Origin of the sequence: Peterkaempfera griseoplana (assembly GCF_001418575.1) — a bacterium.
In the GTDB taxonomy this organism is placed as follows: Bacteria; Actinomycetota; Actinomycetes; order Streptomycetales; family Streptomycetaceae; genus Peterkaempfera; species Peterkaempfera griseoplana.
In genome coordinates this window covers 1-19,371 of sequence record NZ_LIQR01000240.1, presented here as the reverse complement: position 1 = coordinate 19,371, position 19,371 = coordinate 1, and the positions used below count along the sequence as shown (strand labels likewise).

The 19,371-nt window shown below is 71.7% G+C and carries 17 protein-coding genes; 9 read left to right on the top strand and 8 right to left on the bottom strand.

Translation table 11 applies throughout. The features are described from left to right. Positions 1-266: 266 nt before the first annotated feature. The gene (locus AOK09_RS18435; protein ID WP_055588304.1) at positions 267-1,721 is read left to right on the top strand and encodes an NCS2 family permease; all 1,455 of its coding nucleotides are present in this window, start codon (positions 267-269) and stop codon (positions 1,719-1,721) included. Positions 1,722-2,810: 1,089 nt separating this feature from the next. On the opposite strand, the gene AOK09_RS18430 is transcribed toward AOK09_RS18435, so the two are convergent. Further along, positions 2,811-3,266, bottom strand: coding sequence for a hypothetical protein (locus AOK09_RS18430; RefSeq protein WP_055588302.1), 456 nt, complete (start codon positions 3,264-3,266; stop codon positions 2,811-2,813). A gap of 1,850 nt (positions 3,267-5,116) precedes the next feature. Here AOK09_RS18430 and AOK09_RS18425 point away from each other — a divergent pair. After that, the gene (locus tag AOK09_RS18425; RefSeq protein WP_055588301.1) at positions 5,117-5,494 is read left to right on the top strand and encodes a hypothetical protein; all 378 of its coding nucleotides are present in this window, start codon (positions 5,117-5,119) and stop codon (positions 5,492-5,494) included. Between the two features lie 235 nt (positions 5,495-5,729). On the opposite strand, the gene AOK09_RS18420 is transcribed toward AOK09_RS18425, so the two are convergent. After that, positions 5,730-6,377 carry a phosphatase PAP2 family protein gene (locus AOK09_RS18420; protein ID WP_055588300.1) on the bottom strand — a complete coding sequence of 216 codons (648 nt, stop codon included), beginning with the start codon at positions 6,375-6,377 and terminating at the stop codon, positions 5,730-5,732. Between the two features lie 242 nt (positions 6,378-6,619). Between AOK09_RS18420 and AOK09_RS18415 the strand changes: the two genes are divergently transcribed. Both AOK09_RS18415 and AOK09_RS18410 read left to right on the top strand, forming a co-directional pair. Continuing rightward, positions 6,620-7,003, top strand: a complete 384-nt coding sequence (locus tag AOK09_RS18415; RefSeq protein WP_055588299.1) for a BlaI/MecI/CopY family transcriptional regulator — start codon at positions 6,620-6,622, stop codon at positions 7,001-7,003. Between the two features lie 5 nt (positions 7,004-7,008). Beyond that, positions 7,009-7,977, top strand: a complete 969-nt coding sequence (locus tag AOK09_RS18410; protein ID WP_055588298.1) for a M56 family metallopeptidase — start codon at positions 7,009-7,011, stop codon at positions 7,975-7,977. Positions 7,978-8,152: 175 nt separating this feature from the next. Here AOK09_RS18410 and AOK09_RS18405 read toward each other — a convergent pair whose 3' ends face one another. Next, positions 8,153-8,596 (bottom strand): hypothetical protein, encoded by a 444-nt coding sequence (locus AOK09_RS18405; RefSeq protein WP_055588297.1) that lies wholly within the window; start codon positions 8,594-8,596, stop codon positions 8,153-8,155. A gap of 284 nt (positions 8,597-8,880) precedes the next feature. On the opposite strand from AOK09_RS18405, the gene AOK09_RS18400 reads away from it, so the two are divergent. Then, positions 8,881-9,555 (top strand): GNAT family N-acetyltransferase, encoded by a 675-nt coding sequence (locus AOK09_RS18400; RefSeq protein WP_055588296.1) that lies wholly within the window; start codon positions 8,881-8,883, stop codon positions 9,553-9,555. A 205-nt stretch (positions 9,556-9,760) separates the two neighbouring features. On the opposite strand, the gene AOK09_RS18395 is transcribed toward AOK09_RS18400, so the two are convergent. Both AOK09_RS18395 and AOK09_RS18390 read right to left on the bottom strand, forming a co-directional pair. Beyond that, the gene (locus AOK09_RS18395; protein ID WP_055588295.1) at positions 9,761-10,411 is read right to left on the bottom strand and encodes a hypothetical protein; all 651 of its coding nucleotides are present in this window, start codon (positions 10,409-10,411) and stop codon (positions 9,761-9,763) included. A 144-nt stretch (positions 10,412-10,555) separates the two neighbouring features. Next, positions 10,556-10,921 (bottom strand): VOC family protein, encoded by a 366-nt coding sequence (locus tag AOK09_RS18390; protein WP_055588294.1) that lies wholly within the window; start codon positions 10,919-10,921, stop codon positions 10,556-10,558. A gap of 240 nt (positions 10,922-11,161) precedes the next feature. Here AOK09_RS18390 and AOK09_RS18385 point away from each other — a divergent pair, with 240 nt between their 5' ends. The 4 genes from AOK09_RS18385 (at position 11,162) to AOK09_RS18370 (ending at position 15,170) form a co-directional block, all read left to right on the top strand. After that, positions 11,162-11,596: a MarR family winged helix-turn-helix transcriptional regulator gene (locus AOK09_RS18385; RefSeq protein ID WP_055588293.1), complete on the top strand. Its 435-nt coding sequence runs from the start codon at positions 11,162-11,164 to the stop codon at positions 11,594-11,596. 175 nt (positions 11,597-11,771) lie between these two features. Beyond that, positions 11,772-13,226 (top strand): MFS transporter, encoded by a 1,455-nt coding sequence (locus AOK09_RS18380; protein ID WP_079063197.1) that lies wholly within the window; start codon positions 11,772-11,774, stop codon positions 13,224-13,226. 70 nt (positions 13,227-13,296) lie between these two features. Beyond that, entirely contained in the window at positions 13,297-13,893 is a 597-nt protein-coding gene (gene thpR / locus AOK09_RS18375; protein WP_055588292.1) for an RNA 2',3'-cyclic phosphodiesterase, read from the top strand. 224 nt (positions 13,894-14,117) lie between these two features. Continuing rightward, complete coding sequence (locus AOK09_RS18370) at positions 14,118-15,170, top strand: WD40 repeat domain-containing protein (protein ID WP_055588291.1); 1,053 nt, start codon at positions 14,118-14,120, stop codon at positions 15,168-15,170. Between the two features lie 14 nt (positions 15,171-15,184). Here AOK09_RS18370 and AOK09_RS18365 read toward each other — a convergent pair whose 3' ends face one another. From AOK09_RS18365 to AOK09_RS18355, 3 genes are all read right to left on the bottom strand, one after another. Next, the gene (locus AOK09_RS18365) at positions 15,185-16,399 is read right to left on the bottom strand and encodes a S8 family peptidase (protein WP_055588290.1); all 1,215 of its coding nucleotides are present in this window, start codon (positions 16,397-16,399) and stop codon (positions 15,185-15,187) included. A gap of 199 nt (positions 16,400-16,598) precedes the next feature. Beyond that, positions 16,599-17,717, bottom strand: coding sequence for a phosphoserine transaminase (gene serC, locus AOK09_RS18360; protein WP_055588289.1), 1,119 nt, complete (start codon positions 17,715-17,717; stop codon positions 16,599-16,601). Positions 17,718-17,848: 131 nt separating this feature from the next. Next, the gene (locus AOK09_RS18355) at positions 17,849-18,949 is read right to left on the bottom strand and encodes a citrate synthase 2 (RefSeq protein ID WP_055588288.1); all 1,101 of its coding nucleotides are present in this window, start codon (positions 18,947-18,949) and stop codon (positions 17,849-17,851) included. Between the last annotated feature and the right edge of the window lie 422 nt (positions 18,950-19,371).

Sequence of the window (19,371 nt, the reverse complement as noted above, 5' to 3'; positions counted from 1 at the left end):
CATTGGCCTCCAGCGGCTCGGGGGCGGGGCGCAGCGCGGGCTTCTCCATGCCGTCAAGCGTACGGGGCGCGCGCCCTGGAACCGCAGTCGGCCTGGATATGGGCCCCTATGGACCGTCTACGCGCGAAGATGGCGCATAACCGGTCAGTAACCGCATACTGAAGGCTCCGGTCGAATATCGGCGTGTTGCCTTGACCGGACTGTCCCCCGGGCCCCGTCCCTCCCCGGAAGGGTTGTTCTCCACCCCCAGCTACAAGGACCCCCGCATGCCCACGCAGGCCACGTCGACGGTCAAACAGCCCGAGTCCGCCCCGCAGCCGACCACCGCTCTCGACCGCTACTTCAGGATCACCGAGCGCGGCTCCTCCGTCGCCCGCGAGATCCGCGGTGGCATCGCCACATTCTTCACGATGGCCTACATCATCGTGCTGAACCCGATCATCCTCTCCTCCGCCACCGACAAGTACGGCCACCACCTGGCCGGCGGCCAGCTGGCCACCGCCACCGTGCTGACCGCTGCGCTCACCACCCTGCTGATGGGCGTGATCGGCAATGTGCCGATCGCGCTCGCCGCCGGCCTCGGCGTCAACACCGTGGTCGCCCTCCAGCTGGCGCCCCGGATGAGCTGGCCGGACGCGATGGGCATGGTGGTCCTCGCCGGACTCGCGATCATGATCCTGGTCGCCACCGGTCTGCGGGAGCGGGTCATGGCGGCGGTCCCGCTCGGGCTGCGCAAGGCCATCGCCATCGGCATCGGCCTCTTCATCGCCCTGATCGGCCTGGTCGACTCCGGCTTCGTGTCCCGCATCCCGGACGCCGCCCACACCACCGTCCCGCTGCAGCTCGGCGGCGACGGCCACCTCAACGGCTGGCCGGTGCTGATCTTCGTCCTGGGCGTGCTGCTCACCCTGGTGCTGCTGGTCCGCAAGGTGCCCGGCGCCATCCTGGTCTCCATCGCCGCGATGACGGTGCTGGCCGTCATCGTCGACTCGGTCGCCCACATCGCCCCCCTCAACTGGGGCCTCACCGTCCCCAAGTGGCCCGGCAACCCGGTGGCGATGCCCGACTTCGGACTGATCGGCAAGGTCAGCCTGTTCGGCGGCTTCAAGGAGGTCGGCGTCCTCACCGGCATCCTCTTCGTCTTCACCGTGCTGCTGTCCTGCTTCTTCGACGCCATGGGCACCATCCTCGGTGTCAGCGACGAGGCCAAGCTGCTGGACGAGAAGGGCGACCTGCCCTCCATGAGCAAGGTGCTGATGATCGACGGCATCGCCACCGCCGCCGGCGGCGCCACCTCCTGCTCGGCCAACACCTGCTTCGTGGAGTCCACCGCGGGCGTCGGCGAGGGCGCCCGTACCGGCTTCGCCAGCGTGATCACCGGCGCGCTCTTCGCGGTGGCGCTCTTCCTCACCCCGCTGGCCACCATGGTCCCGGCCCAGGCCGCCACACCCGCCCTGGTCGCGGTCGGCTTCCTGATCCTGGCCAACAGCATCGGCGACATCGACTGGGCCGACTGGACCATCTCGGTGCCGGCCTTCCTCACCATGGTGATCATGCCGTTCACCTACTCCATCACCAATGGAATCGGCATCGGCTTCATCACCTTCTGCGTGCTGCGGCTGGCCACCGGGCGCGGCCGCGAGGTGCCGGTCCCGCTCTACGCGGTGGGCGCGATCTTCGCCTTCTACTACCTGATGCCGGCCCTCGGCCTCACCAAGTGATCTAGACACCGCGCCGCGCCGAAGGCGCCCTGCCCTCCCCGGGCGGGGCGCCTTCGCGTGTCCGCAGCCGGTGACGGTCCGGTGTTCTTGCCCGGCGGCCGTCGCCAGGGCAACCGGCTGGCCTCGGCCCCAGGGCATCGATCGCCGGCGCTGGGAGGCGGTGACGTCTTGCCCCGCCTTCCCCACCCGGCGTCCGATCGCGGAGCGATCATCATCCGGGGAACCGGTGCACCGGTGCACTGGCCGCAGCCGCCGAAGCCGACGACCAGGACCATGCCCGCTGCGTCGAGCTGATGCGCCGCACCCCTCGCCCACTGCTGGGTGATCAGGACAGCTGACTAGCCCCGGCGCCTCAACGTCTGAGGGTATTCCTCAGGTAGTCGGGGACCGGCTCCAGGGGGTCGCGATCGCGATCGGCCCACCTCCACCACCAGTGAGAGCCCTCACACCGGAGGATCATGCGGCACACGCGTCTGTCGTCGCCATCACGCTTCGTAAGCAAGAAACCCCCGTCACGAAGTGGTCTGCCGCAAGCCGGACACGCCCCCCATGTCATGACGCGCACCGTACCGCGCCGGCTTGTAACAGGAGGCAGCCGCTTCCTTATCAGTGATCTCGTAGCGGTCGACCATGCCAGCGTGTCCGCCGCCCGCCTGGAGTGCCGCTCCGTGGACGTGTGCTCCAAACCGCCGCTGTTCGCTGTCGTTGCTGTCAACGGTCTGTCGGCTCTCCCCTGCCGGTTCAGCTCGCGCCACGCCTCTGTGAACGACAGAGTCACTGCACCAGTCCAGCGCGGATCCTCGGGGTCGGCCCAGGTCGCAGGGTCCCCAAGCACTGTCGGGAGTTCCGACCGAGGAATCGGTGGCCCGTAGGTCATGCCGTCCTGGCTATCGGGTCCGGTCCAGGGCTCCAGACGATGCACCTGGACCCACCCCCGGTCGACCAGGTCAAGCACGATGCCCGGGAGGTCGAGAGGATTGCCGTGCTGGTCTTCTTCGCTCGTGGCGTACGCGAGGATCCCCCAGGCCTCACCGCCACCGATCATGACGTTGCCTGGGCCGGGGCCTGCCTCCGGGAGCAGTGGCATCTCTACCAAGCCGGTCGTGAATCCCGAAGATCACTCGGAGTCTGTTCGGGCAGATCCCTCCCCAGATCCGTCCGCCACAAGTAGCCCGGGTTCGGCGGGTAGTCCTCGCTCGGCGGAGCCGGGTCGTGGAACCGCTGTGTGCGAGGTAGGGGGATCTCTGTCAACCTGCCGTCATGGATCATCCACAGGCCGAAGCAGTCGTCTTCCTCGTCGTGGATCAGAACCTGCACACTCTCCGGCCGCGGCCAGGGAAGAGACTCCAGATGCTTGAGCAGCCCGGCGCGCGGGCGCATCCGGTTGAACTCCGTGGCCCATCCGTAAGCGAAGGAGTCTCCCCACTGGCTCTGGATCCGCACGAACCGGCCGTACCAGCTGCGCTGCTCATCATCCCGGGTAAGCGGCTCCATGACCTCGTCTGCGTCCAACGCCAGCACGATGACCTCTGCGATTCTGCTCATGACGGAGTATCACAGGATGCTCGGCCCCTTCAGCAACCAGTTTCCACCGGCGACCACGCGTCGCGTTTTCGGCCCTGATCGCAGCGATAGCCCTACGGCTTTGGCGTAGAACCCGCGCAGGACCAGGTCCGACCCGTGCCTCGCTACTGCGAGACCGGGATGGGACCGACTTCGGGCCGCATGCGGATGGTGTAGAGGATCCCCTTCAGGTGGTCGTCTCGTGGGCCCGGGGACGGGCCACGTCCTGCTCGAACATCGTGGTGCGGCGCTGGCTGTCGATTTCCCGGTACTGCTGCAACGCGTCTGCAGTCCCGGGTATCGCCTTACATCGGTCGGGCTTCGTCGACCATGACCACGATCCAAGCAGACCTTTGCTGCTCACCTGGATCCGCGGGGGTACATCCATTTGATGGCCTCCGCGAATCCTTCCGGCAGCACATCGCAGATCATGCGAGTGGGTTTCTGGACAGCGGCTTCCGTTCTACAGGGAACAGCCCTCCCCCCAAGGGTCGACCCTGCCTGCGGCCACATGCTAGCGGGAGGTGGAGTCAAGGAGCGTGGTCGGGGTTGGGATGGGTTTCCCGGGGAGGCATGGAGTGACGCCCAGGATGTTTATAGATCCTGGTATGGGGTTGATGCTAACCCCATACCCGCCGTTCTGTGCCATAAATGTGGAGATTGCGGGAGTGGGATGTTTGGTGGCGAATCTCCACCCGCGTTGCTCCAAGAGCTTCCTGGCGGGGGCGCTGTAGTCGTGCAGGGTGGTCGAGTCTCCGATGGTTGTCAAATCTGCAAAGACGACGTGCCGCACAGTGCCTTGACGGGTGCACGGAGCCGAGGACTTCTCCATAGGGTTGGAGCTCACGGCGATGATTCGCCGCACCTGCATTTTTTGGGGAACTGTCGCGGCTATCGAGGACAGCACTTCGGAGAGTTGTTTGCTCAGTTTCCGGTCTGCATCGGCGACTGTCGATGCGGAGATGATCGGTGTTTCGACGCTACTCGGTGATGGTGCTGCTTGAGAGGGTGTGGCAGTGTGTGCAAGGTGAGTTGCGCTGGAGGCGGAGCCGCTGGAGCAGGCGGTCAGAGCAAGAACGGATGAAATGGAAGCGGTCAGGACGAGTGAAGGTGCAAGTCTCAAGAGGATCTCTGGGCGTAATACTGTCGGGCGTCTGGCCGAACAGTGAGCGAATGGATGTCCTGCGGATCGTATAAGTTGTCTGGCGGGTCAAGGCCGTCCACCTTGTCGGCGCCTCGAAGCGAAGCACGTGGCAGGCTTGGCTCGCAGTGGATCACACGTTGAACCCGCGGGTCTACAGCTTTCGAGCGCCTGTTCAGCGGCTGGAATGGAACTCGACGAGGAGTTCCGCGTCGCGATCCGGTCGATGCCCCGCTTGGCGTCGCCCGCGGACTCACAGCACCCATGACAGCCGATCGGGGTTGATGTCTGACTCGCTCTGCGTCCCGGAGCGGCGCGGCGGGGGAAGTGGCATGTGCCGAAAGTGCGCCTGAGTGGATACTGACTTCCCCCACCAATGGAATCGGCATCGGCTTCATCACCTTCTGCGTGCTGCGGTTGGCCACCGGGCGCGGCCGCGAGGTGCCGGTCCCGCTCTACGCGTGAGAAGCCGTGACGCGGCGGTGCCGCAGGTCTGCCACCCGTCGGCGGCCTCTAGGGTGCGGTGGACATGAGGCTTGTCGAACTGGAGATTGCTTCGCAGGACTGGGACGGTATGCGCTGCGGCTGCGGTAGCTCCGCCGGTCATCTGCGCCGGGACCTCCTGCGGGTCGCCGCTGGGGAGTCCCCGGGGGCAAAGGGTGCGCTGGAGGGACATGCATGGAGCGTCCCTGTGCTGTTCGCGCCGGCTCCAGCGGTGACATCGGTGGCTCTCGCGGCTCTGGCCGACAGGGTGCCTGCGCAGGCGCGTGACCGGTTTCTGGATCTCGTGCAGTGCATGGTTGCCGGGGACGGCACGGATTTCGCATCGGCCGCCCAAGGGCTTGATCTCCCGGAACTGTGCCGGGAGGTCGCCGCTCAGGGGCTCTGGCTGCTGTATGCGGAGGTGGGATCGGGCAGGTCGGTGGCGGCGGCGGGTACCGCCTTCGAGATCCTCACCGTCGTCGACGCGAACCGGGATCGGCTGCGGAGGGTGCGGGCGGCCGCAGGCGAGTTGTTGCCCTGGCATTGCCGCACCGGGCTGTGCGACGACGACCTGCGCCTGACGTAGGGCGGCGGCCGGGCGAGGCGGAAGTGCTGTCGCAGCGCATGCGCGGGTGCGGCCCGGGCGCGGGGCCGGGCGCCTCCTCGGCCGGGCGGCTCCGCTGCCCGAGCAGTCGGGCTTCCCGGAGCGGCGGGCGGCCTCGCACCTGACGCGACCGGGAGACCGCCGGGCACCCCCGGGGGTGGGGTGCCGGCGGTGGCATGTGGGGCCGTGGCGGCCGCGTCCGGCGTGTCCGGTGTGCTCAGCGGGCGGCGTGGGAGCCGGCCGGGGCGGCGGTCAGCACCGGACCGAGCACCCCCGTGCGCAGCCACGTCACAAGCGGGACGGCGGCGCGGCCGAGGGCGCGGCTGACCACGTAGGCCACCGGCATGGCCAGGAGGGCGGCGCCGATCACGTCGTGGGGGTAGTGGTCGCCGAGGTAGACGCGGGTGAAGCCCTCAAGGAGCGCGAAGACTCCGGCGATCACCGAGAGGCGCCGGTCGAGCAGCCACAGTGCGGCGACGGTGGCCGCGGCCGTCGTGGTGTGGCCGCTGGGGAAGGCGTAGTCGGTGCGGACCGGGCACGCGTCAACGAAGTAGTCGTGCGGCAGGGAGTAGCACGGCCGTACTTCCGCGACCAGTTTCTTGACGACCTCGGCGACGGCGAAGGCGATCACCACGGCGACGGGGGCGGCCAGTGCCCTGGTCATGCTCAGGGTGCCCCGGCGGCGGGCGTTCCACCAGCCGATCAGCATCAGCAGCGCGAAGATCCCGAGTCCGGCGTTGGTCCACAGCTGGAGCGGAGTGTTGAGCCACTTCGTGTCGCGGGCCACGTCGGTGACGGAGGTGAAGAGCGAGCCGTCGATGCCGGAGCCGTCGAAGGCGAGCTGGACCGCGGGGTTCAGCGTCATCAAGCGGTATCTCCCGGAAGCAGAAGCAGAAGCAGAAGCAGGCAGACGAGAAGAAACGCGGCGGACCAGGCAGCCGGTCAAGTAGCGTCTACACTCCTGTAGAAGTTCGTCCTCCACCGCACAGCTCTCGGGTGCCGAACGGGCGTACCTGGGCGGCGTGGAAGAGCCGGCGGCGGGTCGAGTTCCACGCTGCCGTAGAAGTTCTACATGACTGTAGACGATGAACGAGAGTGAGCCAACCGGTGAACGCCAGACATACTCCGGGTGAGCGCAGACCGGGTGGCGCGCTGGAGGCCGAGGTGCTGGCCCTGCTGCAGTCCTCCCGTCGCGCGCTGACCCCCGGGGAGGTGCTCCGGCGCCTGGACGGCGGCCTGGCGTACAGCACGGTGGTGACGGTGCTCTCCAGGATGTTCGACAAGGGACTGCTGACCAGGGGCAAGCAGGGCCGCGCCTATGCCTATGCGCCCGTGGCGGACGCCCACGGCCTCACCGCCCGCCGGATGCGGCAGGTGCTGGAGTCCGACCCGGACCGCAAGGCGGTGCTGAGCCGGTTCGTCGAGGATCTGCCCGCCCGCGACGAGGAGTTGCTGCGGCGGCTGCTCGGCGACCTGCCCGAGCGGGAGTGAGCCTCATGGTGTGGCACCTGCTGGCATACCTGCCGCTTCTCTTCCCGCTCCCTGCCGCGCTCGCGGCCCGGCCGCTGGCCGAGCGGCTGGAGCCGCGGCTGGCGACCTGGCTGCTGACCGGCAGCGCGCTGGCCCTGGCCGCCCTCGGCTGCGCGGCACTGGGCGTCCTGGCGGTGGCCGGGGCGGTGCGGATTCCACTGGCGGGACTGCTGGGCGGCTGGTCGGTGGGCACCGTACGCGCCGGAGACACCGTCTCCGCCAGTGAGGCCGCGATCGCCGGTGTGGTGCTGACCGTGGCCGCGGTGGCGGGGGTCCGGATGCTGTGGCGACGGGTACGGGCCCTGGTGGCCACCGTGTTCGAGGCCGCCTGTCTGCCGGGCAGCGGACAGCTGGTTGTCGTCGAGGACGCAGCGCCCGACGCGTACGCCCTCCCGGGCCTGCCGGGCCGCGTCGTGGTCTCCACCGGCATGCTCGACGCCCTGGACGACGCCGACCGCCAGGCGATGATCGCCCACGAGCGCGCCCATCTGGCCTGCCACCACTACGCGTTCGTGGCGGTGGCCCAGCTGGCCGCCGCCGTCAACCCGCTGCTGCGACCGGTGGCGGCTGCCGTCACCTACACCATTGAACGCTGGGCCGACGAACGCGCCGCAACCGAGTGCGGGAACCGGCGTCAGGTCGCCCGCGCGGTCGGCAAGGCCGCCATGGCCACCGCGCACAGCCGCTCCCGCCGACGGCTGCCCGAGACCGTGCTCGGCCTGCTCGGCAGGCGCCGCAACCCGCTTGCCGCCGCGGGGCCGGTTCCCCGGCGGGTGGCCGCGCTGCTTGCCGAGCCCCGGGTGTACTCGCTGCCCTTGAACCTTCCGCTGCTACCGCTGGCCGGTGTCGCCGCAGTTGTCGGCTCCAGCGCCCTCTGCGCGTTCGCGGCCGCCCACGACCTGCACGTGCTGCTCGAAGTCGCCGGGGCGCGCTGACCGCGCCGGCCCGTCCCGGGCGGTCGGCGGCGCCGTCCGTGCGCACCGCCACGCCACCAGGAGTCCGGTCGCCGACCCCTGTCTCCTCGGCCTCCGGGCCAGGGTGACCGGCACCGTCCGTCCGACCCCCGGGCACGCGGAACGGTTCGTCAGTTGTCGGATGGGCAGGCGGCCGTCAGTCGCCGGAGAAGCCCCAGAAGTAGATCTCCTCCGGTTCGCCGGCCGGGGTGTGGAGCACGGCGCACCGGCCGAACCAGCGCTGGGCGGCGAGGGGTTGCAGAGCCTCGACGTGGGCCCTGGTGAGTCGATCGGTACCGGCGGCCCGCAGTGCCTCGGCTGCGGTGACGGGTTGCACCGTGAAGTAGTCGGGCTCCTCCCCGGGCTGCACGACCCGGTGCATGTCCAGGATGGAGTGGGTGCCCTCCTCCTGGACGTCCCCGTCCTCCCACAGTTCGTCGATGGTCGCCGGCCGCGGCTTGGCGACCCTCTCGGCCGCATCGTCGTCCCAGGGGTCCCAGAAGTAGTCCTCCGCCTGGAAGACCTTGTGACGCAGCTCCTGCAGAGCGGCCTCGAGGTCCTCCCGGTAGGGCACGTAGTAGTCCCAGTGCGATGCACCCATGTCGTCCTTGCTCTCTGTGAAGGTCCGTGGATCGGGAAGCTAACAGGCGGCTCTGACAGGAGATCAGGCCGGAAGGCCGGCGCGGACGGCCGGCCCGCCGAACGTCTCCGCTCACCGAGGCGCGTGACGGGGCGCCGGCTCGGCGGAACCCGGCACCCCGCGTCTGCGCGACGCCCCCGGCCCCGGCGTCCGGGCCCTGAGATCCCACGACACCGGCGCAGCGGATCTGGAACGATCCCGGCTCTGGATGCCGGGGCCCTTGCGGGCGGAGGAGACGGGGAGCGATGGAGTTCAGGCTTGAGGGGCCGGTCCTCGAGGGCGAGCTGGTGCGGCTGGAGCCGCTGGGCCACCGCCATGCGGCGGAGCTGGCCGCGGCGGCCGAGGAGGACCGCGGCTCCTACGGGTTCACCTGGGTGCCCACCGCAGCCGAGGTCGGGCAGTACATCGACGCACAGCTGGCGCGGGCCGCGACGGGGAGGCTGGCGCCGTACGCGCAGGTGGAGAGAGCCTCGGGGCGGGCGGTGGGGGCGACGGCCTACTGGGATCCGCGGGTGTGGCCGGACAGGCCGGAGCTGTACGCGGTCGAGGTCGGCTTCACCTGGCTCGCCGGGTCGACGCAGGGCACCGGACTCAACGCCGAGGCCAAGTTCCTGCTCTTCCGCCATGCGTTCGAGAACTGGGGCGTGGCCCGGGTCGATCTGAAGACGGACGCGCGCAACAGTCGCTCCCGGGCCGCGATCGAGAGCGTGGGTGCCCGGTTCGAGGGCGTGCTGCGCAACTGGTCGCGCTCGTGGGCGCCGGGCGAGGACGGCCGGCTGCGGGACTCGGCGATCTTCTCGGTCACCGCGGAGGAGTGGCCGGACTGCCGGGCGCGGCTGGAGCAGCGGCTGGCCCGGATCCTGGAACGCCGGGGATCCGGACCGGTGCGCACCGGGGAGCCGACCGCGCCCCGGCGGTGAGCCGCAGGTCAGTACGCCGTGGGCGCTGTGCCGGCCGTGTCGTGAGCCCGGCGGCCGCCGACCTCGGGCGTCGGCCCGGCCGTAGGTGCCGGGGCCGCGCCCGCCCCAGGGCGGGCGCGAGTACCCGCGGGCACTCTCCGGGCGGCCGCGGCGGGCCCGGGAGCCCCGTCGGCCGAGTCCGGCGGAGCTCGGAACCCGGCAGGGCTCAGGAGAAGGCGCCCAGGGCCCCGGCCATGTCCCAGCGCGGGCCGCGCAGGTGGCCGAAGGGCCGGCCGCCCGAGCGGGGGAAGCCGCCGAGGATCCGGCGGGCGGTGGCGGTCCCGTCCGTGCCGCGGGTGCCCAGCAGCATCACGTCGGTGCCCTGAGTGATGCCGCCGGGGCCGGCGGTGTCGGCGGTGGTGCGCCAGGTCCAGGTGGCTCCGTCCGCGCTGCGGACGATCACCGAGTTCCCCGGTGCGGACTGCACGGTGCCGCGCTGCCACACCACCACCGTCCAGCCGCCGGAGCGGGAGTCCCGCACGGTGACCTCGCCGTGCACGGCGCCTCCGGGGCCGATGCCGGGGCCGGAAGGGTCGCCGGGATCGGCCGGGCCCGAGAGGCCGGAGGAGGGCCCGGAGGGGACGGACTGTCCCGGCTGGCCCGGGGCGAACGGGGAGATCGTCGGGCTCGGCGTCTGCCCGGAGGGGCCGTCCGTGGTGGTGGCGTAGGCGGCGGCGCCGCCCAGTGCCAGTACGGCGGCGACGGCCACCGCGACCGTGGTCCGACCGGTCGGCCGGCGGACCGGCCGGCTGTCGCCGCCACGGGCGGTGCCGCTGTGCGGGGGCGGCTGGTGCGGGTCCCTGGGCTGGAACGTCATGGCGTTCTCCTGTCGGCTGGATGCCCCGATGGGACATACATCGCCGGACGGGATAAGAGCCGCATACGTGATGCCACAGAGTGTGACCGCCGCCCCCGGGAGCGGCCGGAAGGCAGCCGGGAAACAGCCGGAAGGCAGCCGGGGTCAGTGCCGGAGGCAGATGCAGAACGGGTGCCCGGACGGGTCGAGCAGCACCCGCCAGGTCTCGCCCGGCTGGAAGTCGGGGCGGGTCGCGCCCAGTTCCAGGCACCGGGCCTCGGCCTTGTCGAGGTCGTCCACCCGGAGGTCCAGGTGGAACTGCTTGGTGCCCTCGGGGTTGGGCCACTGCGGGGCGCGGTAGCCGTCCACCTTGCCGAAGCCCAGCGGTGCGCCGCCCGCGCCGTCGACCATGGCGTACAGCTCCTCGCTGTGGGCCACCTCGCGTCCCAGCAGGTCGGCGTAGAAGCGGGCGAGCACCTGGGGGTCGGCGCAGTCGATGGTCACCATGGCGAGTTCGGCGGTTCCGGACATGCTTGATCACTTGCCTTTCGGGCGGCGCGGTGCACGGTGCGTCGTACGGGTGCCCCGTGCCGGTGCGGTGGTCGGGTTCAGCGGTCGAGTGCCGGACCAGCTTCGCGTCCGTACCTGACACCTTCTGTCAGGTACGGGCGGCTTCCCTCGGGGGTGGCCGGGGGCTGCGGACCAGGGCCGTACGCCGTGCCAGCCCCGATTCGACTTTCCTTAGAGAGAGTAATGACCTATGCTAAATACATGCCCGAGATGTCCGAGGACGACCTGGCAGCCGTCAGCATGCTGCGATCGTCCGTGATGCGCCTCTCCCGCCGCCTTCGGCACCAGCGGGTGGAGGAGTCGCTCAGCCCGACCGAGATGTCGGTGCTGGGCACGCTGGCCCGCTGCGGCTCTGCGACCCCAGGCGAGCTGGCCCGCAAGGAGCACGTCCAGCCGCCGTCGATGACCAGGATCATCGCGATGCTGGAGGAGAAGGGCCTGGTGCGGCGGGAGCCGCATCCGGACGACCGTCGGCAGGTGGTGGTGAGCAGTACCGAGCAGGCCGAGGCGATCCTCGGCGAGAGCCGGCGCCGCCGCAACGCCTGGCTGGCGGAACTGGCATCCGGGCTGACCGAGGAGGAATGGGCCGCGGTGAGAGACGCGGCCCCGGTACTGGAGAAGCTGGCGCACCTGTGACCTGCGGGTCCACGGCGTCACCCCTCCGGTGCCGGGACGAGGAGGGGACGAGGACGTGAGGACGACCATCAAGGCCGCAACCGCCGAGAAGGAGCGCAGCACCACGAAGCACATCACCGCACCGACCGCCCTGCGAGGAGAGAACCCCGTGACACCGCCGGCCGCAGCCACGGCCATGGCAGCAGCGACCGAGACCGCCGAGACCCCCGTGGACCCCGCCGCCGCCACGTCGGCGCCCGCCCGCACCGCGGCCGCGGCCGGGCCCGCGGAGGACGACCCCGAGATACGCACCGCGGCGGTCCCCGCCGCATCCGCCCCCGCGCCGGAGCGCCCCGGTGGGGGGATGTTCTCCTCGCTGCGTGTCCGCAACTACCGCTACTTCTTCATGGGCCAGGTGGTCTCCAACACCGGCACCTGGATGCAGCGCATCGCCCAGGACTGGCTGGTGCTCAGCCTCACCGGCAGTCCCTTCGCGGTCGGTGTCACCACCGCGATGCAGTTCCTGCCGATGCTGCTCTTCGGCCTCTTCGGCGGCGTGCTCGCCGACCGCTACCCCAAGCGCCGGCTGCTGGTGGTCACCCAGGCCGTGATGGGCCTGCTGGCCGCAGGGCTCGCCGTCCTCACCCTCTCCGGGGTGGTCACCGTCTACCACGTGTACGCCTTCGCGTTCCTGCTGGGCATGGTCACGGTGGTGGACAACCCCACCCGGCAGGCGTTCGTCACCGAGATGGTGGGCCCGGGGGCGCTGCGCAACGCGGTCAGCCTCAACGCGGCCAACTTCCAGACCGCCCGGCTGGTCGGCCCCGCCGTCGCGGGTCTGCTGATCGCCGCGGTGGGCAGCGGCTGGGCCTTCGCGCTCAACGCCTTCTCCTTCGCGGCGGTCATCGGGGGCCTGCTCGCCATGCGCAGCAGCGAGCTGCACCCCACCCCGGTGCGGCCGCGGGAGAAGGGCCAGCTGCGGGAGGGCCTGCGCTACGTCAGGGAACGGCCGGAGCTGATCTGGCCGATCGTGCTGGTGGGCTTCATCGGCACCTTCGGCTTCAACTTCCCGACGCTGCTCTCCGGCTTCGCCTACGACGTCTTCCATGTCGGCCCCGGGCAGTACGGTCTGCTGAACACCGCGATGGCCGTGGGCTCGCTGGTGGGTGCGCTGCTGGCCGCGCGGCGCGGCTCCACCCGGCTGCGGATGCTGGTCGGCGCCGCGCTGGGCTTCGGACTGCTGGAGTCGGTGACCGCCCTGGCGCCCGGCTTCTGGCTCTTCGCGGCACTGCTGACCCTGGTGGGCATGCTGGGCCTGACCTTCAACACCACGGCGAACGCCACGGTCCAGCTGGCCACCGACCCGGCGATGCGCGGCCGGGTGATGGGCCTGTTCATGCTGGTCTTCGCCGGTGGCACCCCCATCGGCAGCCCGCTTGTGGGCTGGGTCACCGAGCAGTACGGGCCCAGGATCGGCCTGCTGGCCTGCGGCCTGGTCTCGGCGGTGGCCTCCGGTGTGGTCGCCCTGGTGCTGGTCCGCTCCGCCGGTCTGCGGCTGCGGGTGGACCTGCACCCGGGACGCGGCCACCGGATGGTCACCTTCGAGCAGCGCCGGCCGTCCTCCCGTGAGGAACTCGCCCCCGCCTGCTGACCGCTCCGTCCCCGCCGCCGGTTGCGACCCCTGGGTGCCGTGACCGGCGGCGGAGGATGATGGAGCCGTTATGAGACTCTTCATCGCGGTGGTGCCACCCCAGGCCGCCGTCGACGAGCTGGCAGCCGCGGTCCGCCCGCTGCGGCGGCTTCCCGACGCGGAGCCGCTGCGCTGGACCTCGCCCGGTACCTGGCACCTGACCCTGGCCTTCCTCGGCGAGGTGGCGGAGGAGTCCGTACCCGAGCTGGAGCAGCGGCTGGGCCGGGCCGCGCACCGCCACCGGGTGATGCGGCTGCGGTTCGCGGGGGCCGGCCGGTTCGGCGACCGGACGCTCTGGACCGGAGTGCGCGGCGACACCCTGGAACTGCGCAGGCTCGCCGAGTCGGCGCAGGCGGCGGCCCGGCACACCGGCCTGCCCGTCGACGACGACCGCCCGTACCGGGCCCATCTCACCCTGGCCCGCGGCGGCGGCGACCGCCGGCGTGGGCGTGGGTCGGATCTGCGGGGTCTGAAGGCGGCGCTGGAGGACTTCGAGGGGCAGCAGTGGGAGGCGGCGGACCTGCGTCTGGTGCGCAGCACCCTGGGCGCCGGGCCTGCCCAGCACACGCTGCTGCGCAGCTGGCCGCTGGACCGCCCGGCGGACGGACCCCCGCAGGCGCCGGAGTAGTCTCGGAGCCGTGGATCCCAAGACCCGAACCCGGATCGTCACCGGCGCGCTCCTGCTCCTCCTGCTGGCCGTGGTGGTGGGGGCCCTGCTGCGGTAGCGACCCCAGGAGCCCCGCGGCGGGCCGAGGGCTCCGCTGCCGTACGGGCGGCCGGGCTCTGCCCGCTCACGGTTGCCGGTGCCCCCTGCGCCGAGGGGTCCGCGCACCGCCGTGCGAGGCTTGGGGCATGGAGCGACGGGGCGGGGCGTGGCGGGCTGCGGCGGCGATCGCGGCGGGAGTGCTGACGGCGGCGGTGCCGGCGGGGACGGCATGGGCGGCCGACTCCGCGGGGACGCTCTTCACCTTCACCGACAGCCGTATCACCGAGTCCAGCGGACTGGCGGCCAGCATCCAGCATCCCGGTGTGGTCTGGACCCACAACGACAGCGACGACGGCGGCCGGGTCTTCGCGGTGGACGAGCGGACCGGCCGGACCGTGGCGACCGTCACTCTCGCGGGCATCGCACCGCGTGACGCGGAGGCGATCTCGCTCGGCCGCGACGCCCAGGGCAGGCCCGCCGTCTATCTGGCGGACATCGGCGACAACCTGGGCGGCGCCTGGCCGGAGGTGTGGATCTACCGCTTCACCGAGCCCACCGGCCCGCTGCACGACACCACCGTCCGGGTCACCCGCTTCACCGTTCGCTATGCCGACGGCCCCCGCAACGCCGAGGCGCTGATGGTGCAGCCGCGCACCGGACGGGTCTACATCGCGAGCAAGCAGAGCAGCGGCGGCGGCCTCTACGCCGGACCCGCGCGGCTGTCGGCGTCCGGCGTCAACGTCTTCCACCGGATCGCCGCGGCCCCCGCCACGGTCACCGACGGCGCGTTCTCACCCGACGGGACCCGGCTGGTGCTGCGCGGCTACTTCTCGGCCACCGCGTACCGGTGGCGGGACGGCGCCGCACCGCGGCCGGTCGGCTCACTCGATGTGCCGCTGCAGATGCAGGGCGAGTCGGTGACCTTCACCCCGGACGGCCGGTCGCTGCTGTACGGCAGCGAGGGGCGGGACTCCTCGGTCTGGCGGGAGCCGCTCACCGGCGAGGCCCTGCCGGATTCGGCCCGCAGCCGTCCCTCCCGGCAGCCGGCGGCAGGCCCCTCCTCCGGCGCACCCACCGCCGCCCCCGGGGCGGCCGGTGGGTCCTCCGGCGGTCTGTCGGGCCGGGCCGCGGTGGGACTGGCGGCGCTCTGCGCGGTGGCGCTGGCCGCCCTGGGCCTGCGCCGCCGCCGGCCCCGCTGAGGCCGCCCGGCGCGTCAGCCGGGGACCTGCAGCAGCCGGTTGGGGCTGCCGCTGCCCACTCCCCGCAGCCGGCCCGGAGCCGCGGTGGCGACGAGGGCGTCGGCCACCTGGGCGGGCGTGGCCGTGGGGTGCCCGGCCAGGTAGAGGGCCGCGGCGCCGGCGACATGGGGGGTGGCCATGGAGGTGCCGGACATGGTGCGGGTGGCGGTGTCGTCGGTGGACCAGTCCGAGGTGATGTCGGAGCCCGGAGCGAAGAGGTCCACCCCGGGGCCGAAGTTGGAGTAGTCGGCGCGGCTGTCGTCGCGGGCGCTGGCCCCGACGGTCAGCGCCTCGGGGACCCTGGCCGGGGAGGTGCCCGAGGCGTCGGCGCCGTCGTTGCCGGCGGCGACCGCGTAGGTGATGCCCGCGGCGATGGAGTTGCGTACGGCGGTGTCGATGTCCGGGTTGGTGCCGCCGCCGACGCTCAGATTGGCGACGGCGGGCCGGTGGGCGTGCGCGGTGACCCAGTCGATGCCGGCGATGACGTCGGAGGCGGTGCCGCCGCCGGAGTCGTCGAGGACGCGTACGGCCACCACGGAGGCCCGCTTGGCGACGCCTTCGGCGCTGCCCACGATGGTGCCGGAGACATGGGTGCCGTGCCCGTTGCCGTCCTGGGCGTCCGCGTCGCCGTCCACGAAGTCGTAGCCGCTGGTGGCCCTGCCGCCGAAGTCACGGTGGGTGGTACGGACGCCGGTGTCGATCACATAGGCGGTGACGCCGGCCCCGGCGGTGTCGGGGTAGTGGTAGACGGAGTCCAGCGGCAGGCCCGGCTGGTCGATGCGGTCCAGGCCCCAGGACGGGGGGTCGGTCTGGGCGGCGTCGATGTGGACCCTGGTGTCCTGCCGTACCGAGGCCACGGCCGGGTCGGCGGCCAGACGCTCGGCCTGGGACCGGCTGAGCCGGGCGGCGAAGCCGTTGAGTGCGGCGCCGTAGACATGGCTGACGGCGCCTCCGTAACGGTCCGTGAGGTCCTTGCTCACCAGGCCGGCCGAGCGGGCGCCCGCGGCCGCGTCGGCCTGGAGCCGGGCCCTGAGGGTGACGATCCAGCTGCCGGGCACCGGGCCGAGCGCCAGGGCGGCGCCGGACGGGCGCGGCGCGGCCGCTGCGGGGAGCGCCGCGGCGGTGGCCAGGACGGCGACGGCCAGACCGCGGGAGAGCAGGCGCATCACTGGCGGGGGCGGCACTGGCATCGCGGGGTCTCTCTGCTGGGGAGCCGCCGGCGCAGCCCGCGCCGACGGGGAGAATCTCGCCCGCGAGCGTGCGGATCAGGTTCCGGCAGACCGGAAAGCCACCGGTCGGCCTACCGCCGGGACCCGGACGGCCCAGCAGCAGCGAGGCCGTGACCTGCGGGAGTCCCGCTGGTCACGGCCTCGACGGCGCGTGCTTGGGTCAGAGCTGCTCAACCACGTAGTCGATGCAGGCGGTCAGCGCCTCGACGTCGGCCGGGTCGACGGCCGGGAACATCGCCACCCGCAGCTGGTTGCGGCCCAGCTTGCGGTAGGGCTCCGTGTCCACGATGCCGTTGGCCCGCAGCACCTTGGCGATGGCGGCGGCGTCGATGCCCTCGGCGAAGTCGATGGTGCCGACCACCTGGGAGCGCTGGGCGGGCTCGGCCACGAAGGGGTTGGCGTACGAGGACTTCTCGGCCCAGGTGTACAGGCGCGAGGAGGAGTCGCCGGTGCGGGAGACCGCCCAGTCGAGACCGCCCTGGCCGTTGATCCAGTCCAGCTGGTCGGCCAGCAGGAAGAGGGTGGCGAGCGCCGGGGTGTTGTACGTCTGGTCCTTCGACGAGTTGTCGATCGCGGTCGGCAGGTCGAAGAAGGTCGGGATGTACCGGCCGGAGCCGGCGATCTCGGCGGCGCGCTCCAGGGCGGCCGGGGAGAAGACGCCGATCCACAGGCCGCCGTCGGCGGCGAAGCTCTTCTGCGGCGCGAAGTAGTAGACGTCGCTCTCGGTGATGTCGACCGGCAGGCCGCCCGCACCGGAGGTGGCGTCCACCAGCACCAGGGAGCCCTCGTCGGCGCCCGCGACCCGCCGGATCGGCATGGCGACACCGGTGGAGGTCTCGTTGTGGGTGAGCGCATAGACGTCCACACCGGCCTCGGCGGCCGGAAGCGGGTGGGTGCCCGGGTCGGACTTGATGACGCTCGGGTCGGCGAGCCACGGCGCGGCCTTGGTGGCGGCGGCGAACTTGGAGGAGAACTCGCCGAAGTTCAGGTGCTGGGACTTCTCCCGCACCAGGCCGAAGGCGGCGATGTCCCAGAAGGCGGTGGAGCCGCCGTTGCCCAGCACCACCTGGTACCCCTCGGGGAGGGAGAACAGGCTGCTGACACCGTCGCGCACGTGCCGCACCAGGTTCTTGACCGGGGCCTGGCGGTGCGAGGTGCCGAGCAGGGAGGTACCGGTCGCGGCGAGGGCGTTCAGCGCCTCGGGACGCACCTTGGACGGGCCGGAGCCGAATCGGCCGTCGGCGGGCTTGATGTCAGCGGGAATCTGGATCTGAGCCACAGGCGAAGCCTAACGGGCGGGGGTGCGCCGTGGCTGCTCCCGTCCAGCGGCTGAGACGCCGTGTCGCACGGTGGGACCCGGCCCCTCCGCCGCTGCGGGGGAACCGGGTCCCGGAGCTGCTGCGACGCCGCTCAGCGGGCGATGTCGGAGAAGCCCTCGACCTCGCGCGGCGAGCGCGGGCCGGGGCCGATGTAGCGCGCGGAGGGGCGCACCAGGCGGCCGGTGCGCTTCTGCTCCAGGATGTGCGCCGACCAGCCGGCCGTACGGGCGCAGGTGAACATGGAGGTGAACATGTGGGCCGGCACCTGGGCGAAGTCCAGCATGATCGCGGCCCAGAACTCGACGTTGGTGGCCAGCACCCGGTCCGGACGCCGGTTGTGCAGCTCCTCCAGCGCGGCCTTCTCCAGCGCCTCGGCCACCTCGAAGCGCGGAGCGCCCAGCTCCTTGGCGGTACGCCGCAGCACCGCCGCGCGCGGGTCCTCCGCGCGGTAGACGCGGTGGCCGAAGCCCATCAGGCGCTCGCCCTTGTCGAGGGCGTTCTTCACCCAGCCGACGGCGTCGCCGGTGCGCTCGATCTCCTCGATCATGCCCAGCACCCGGGAGGGGGCGCCGCCGTGCAGCGGGCCGGACATGGCACCCACCGCACCGGAGAGGGCCGCCGCCACGTCGGCGCCGGTCGAGGCGATCACCCGGGCGGTGAAGGTGGAGGCGTTCATGCCGTGCTCGGCGGCCGAGGTCCAGTAGGCGTCGACGGCCTTGACGTGCTTGGGGTCGGGCTCGCCGCGCCAGCGGATCATGAAGCGCTCGACGATGGTCTCGGCCTTGTCGATCTCGCTCTGCGGGACCATCGGCAGCCCCTGGCCGCGCGCCGACTGGGCGACGTAGGAGAGCGCCATCACGGCGGCCCGGGCCAGGTCGTGGCGGGCCTGCTCGGCGTCGATGTCCAGCAGCGGTTTGAGGCCCCACACCGGGGCGAGCATCGCCAGCGCGGACTGCACGTCCACCCGGATGTCACCGGAGTGCACCGGGATCGGGAAGGGCTCCGCCGGGGGCAGGCCCGGGTTGAACTTGCCGTCCACCAGCAGGCCCCAGACGTGCCCGAAGGAGACATGGCCGACGAGGTCCTCGATGTCGACACCTCGGTAGCGAAGCGAGCCGCCTTCCTTGTCGGGCTCGGCGATCTCGGTCTCGAACGCGACGACACCTTCGAGTCCGGGTACGAAGTCGGACATCAGGCGGCTCCTCTTGATGTGTGCGACCTGTCGGCTTGGTACGCCTTGCGGTCTGGCTGGGGTGGCAGAGTGCTCAGCTGTGCGGGGTGATGCGCAGCGTACGCGCGCATGGCACGCAGTGCCAGATTGACAGGCACGGGGTGCATCGCGCCATGCACCACCATGGTCATGCCCCCGTAAGGGCCCCCTGTCACCCCGGTAGGGCAGTGACCGCTGGTCGGCGGGGCCCGGAGCCCGCGGACACGGCCGTACGGGGATCCCGGACGGGGGTGTGCGAGGACGCCCGGCGTGAGCGAGGGCACAGCCGGCGGACGGGCGCCCGCCGCATCCGGGGCCGCCGGTACTGGATGATGTCGATGTGCATCTCCCGGAACGCGCCCGCTCCGCCACCCGCCGCAAGCCGCTCCCCGAACCCCCGGCGT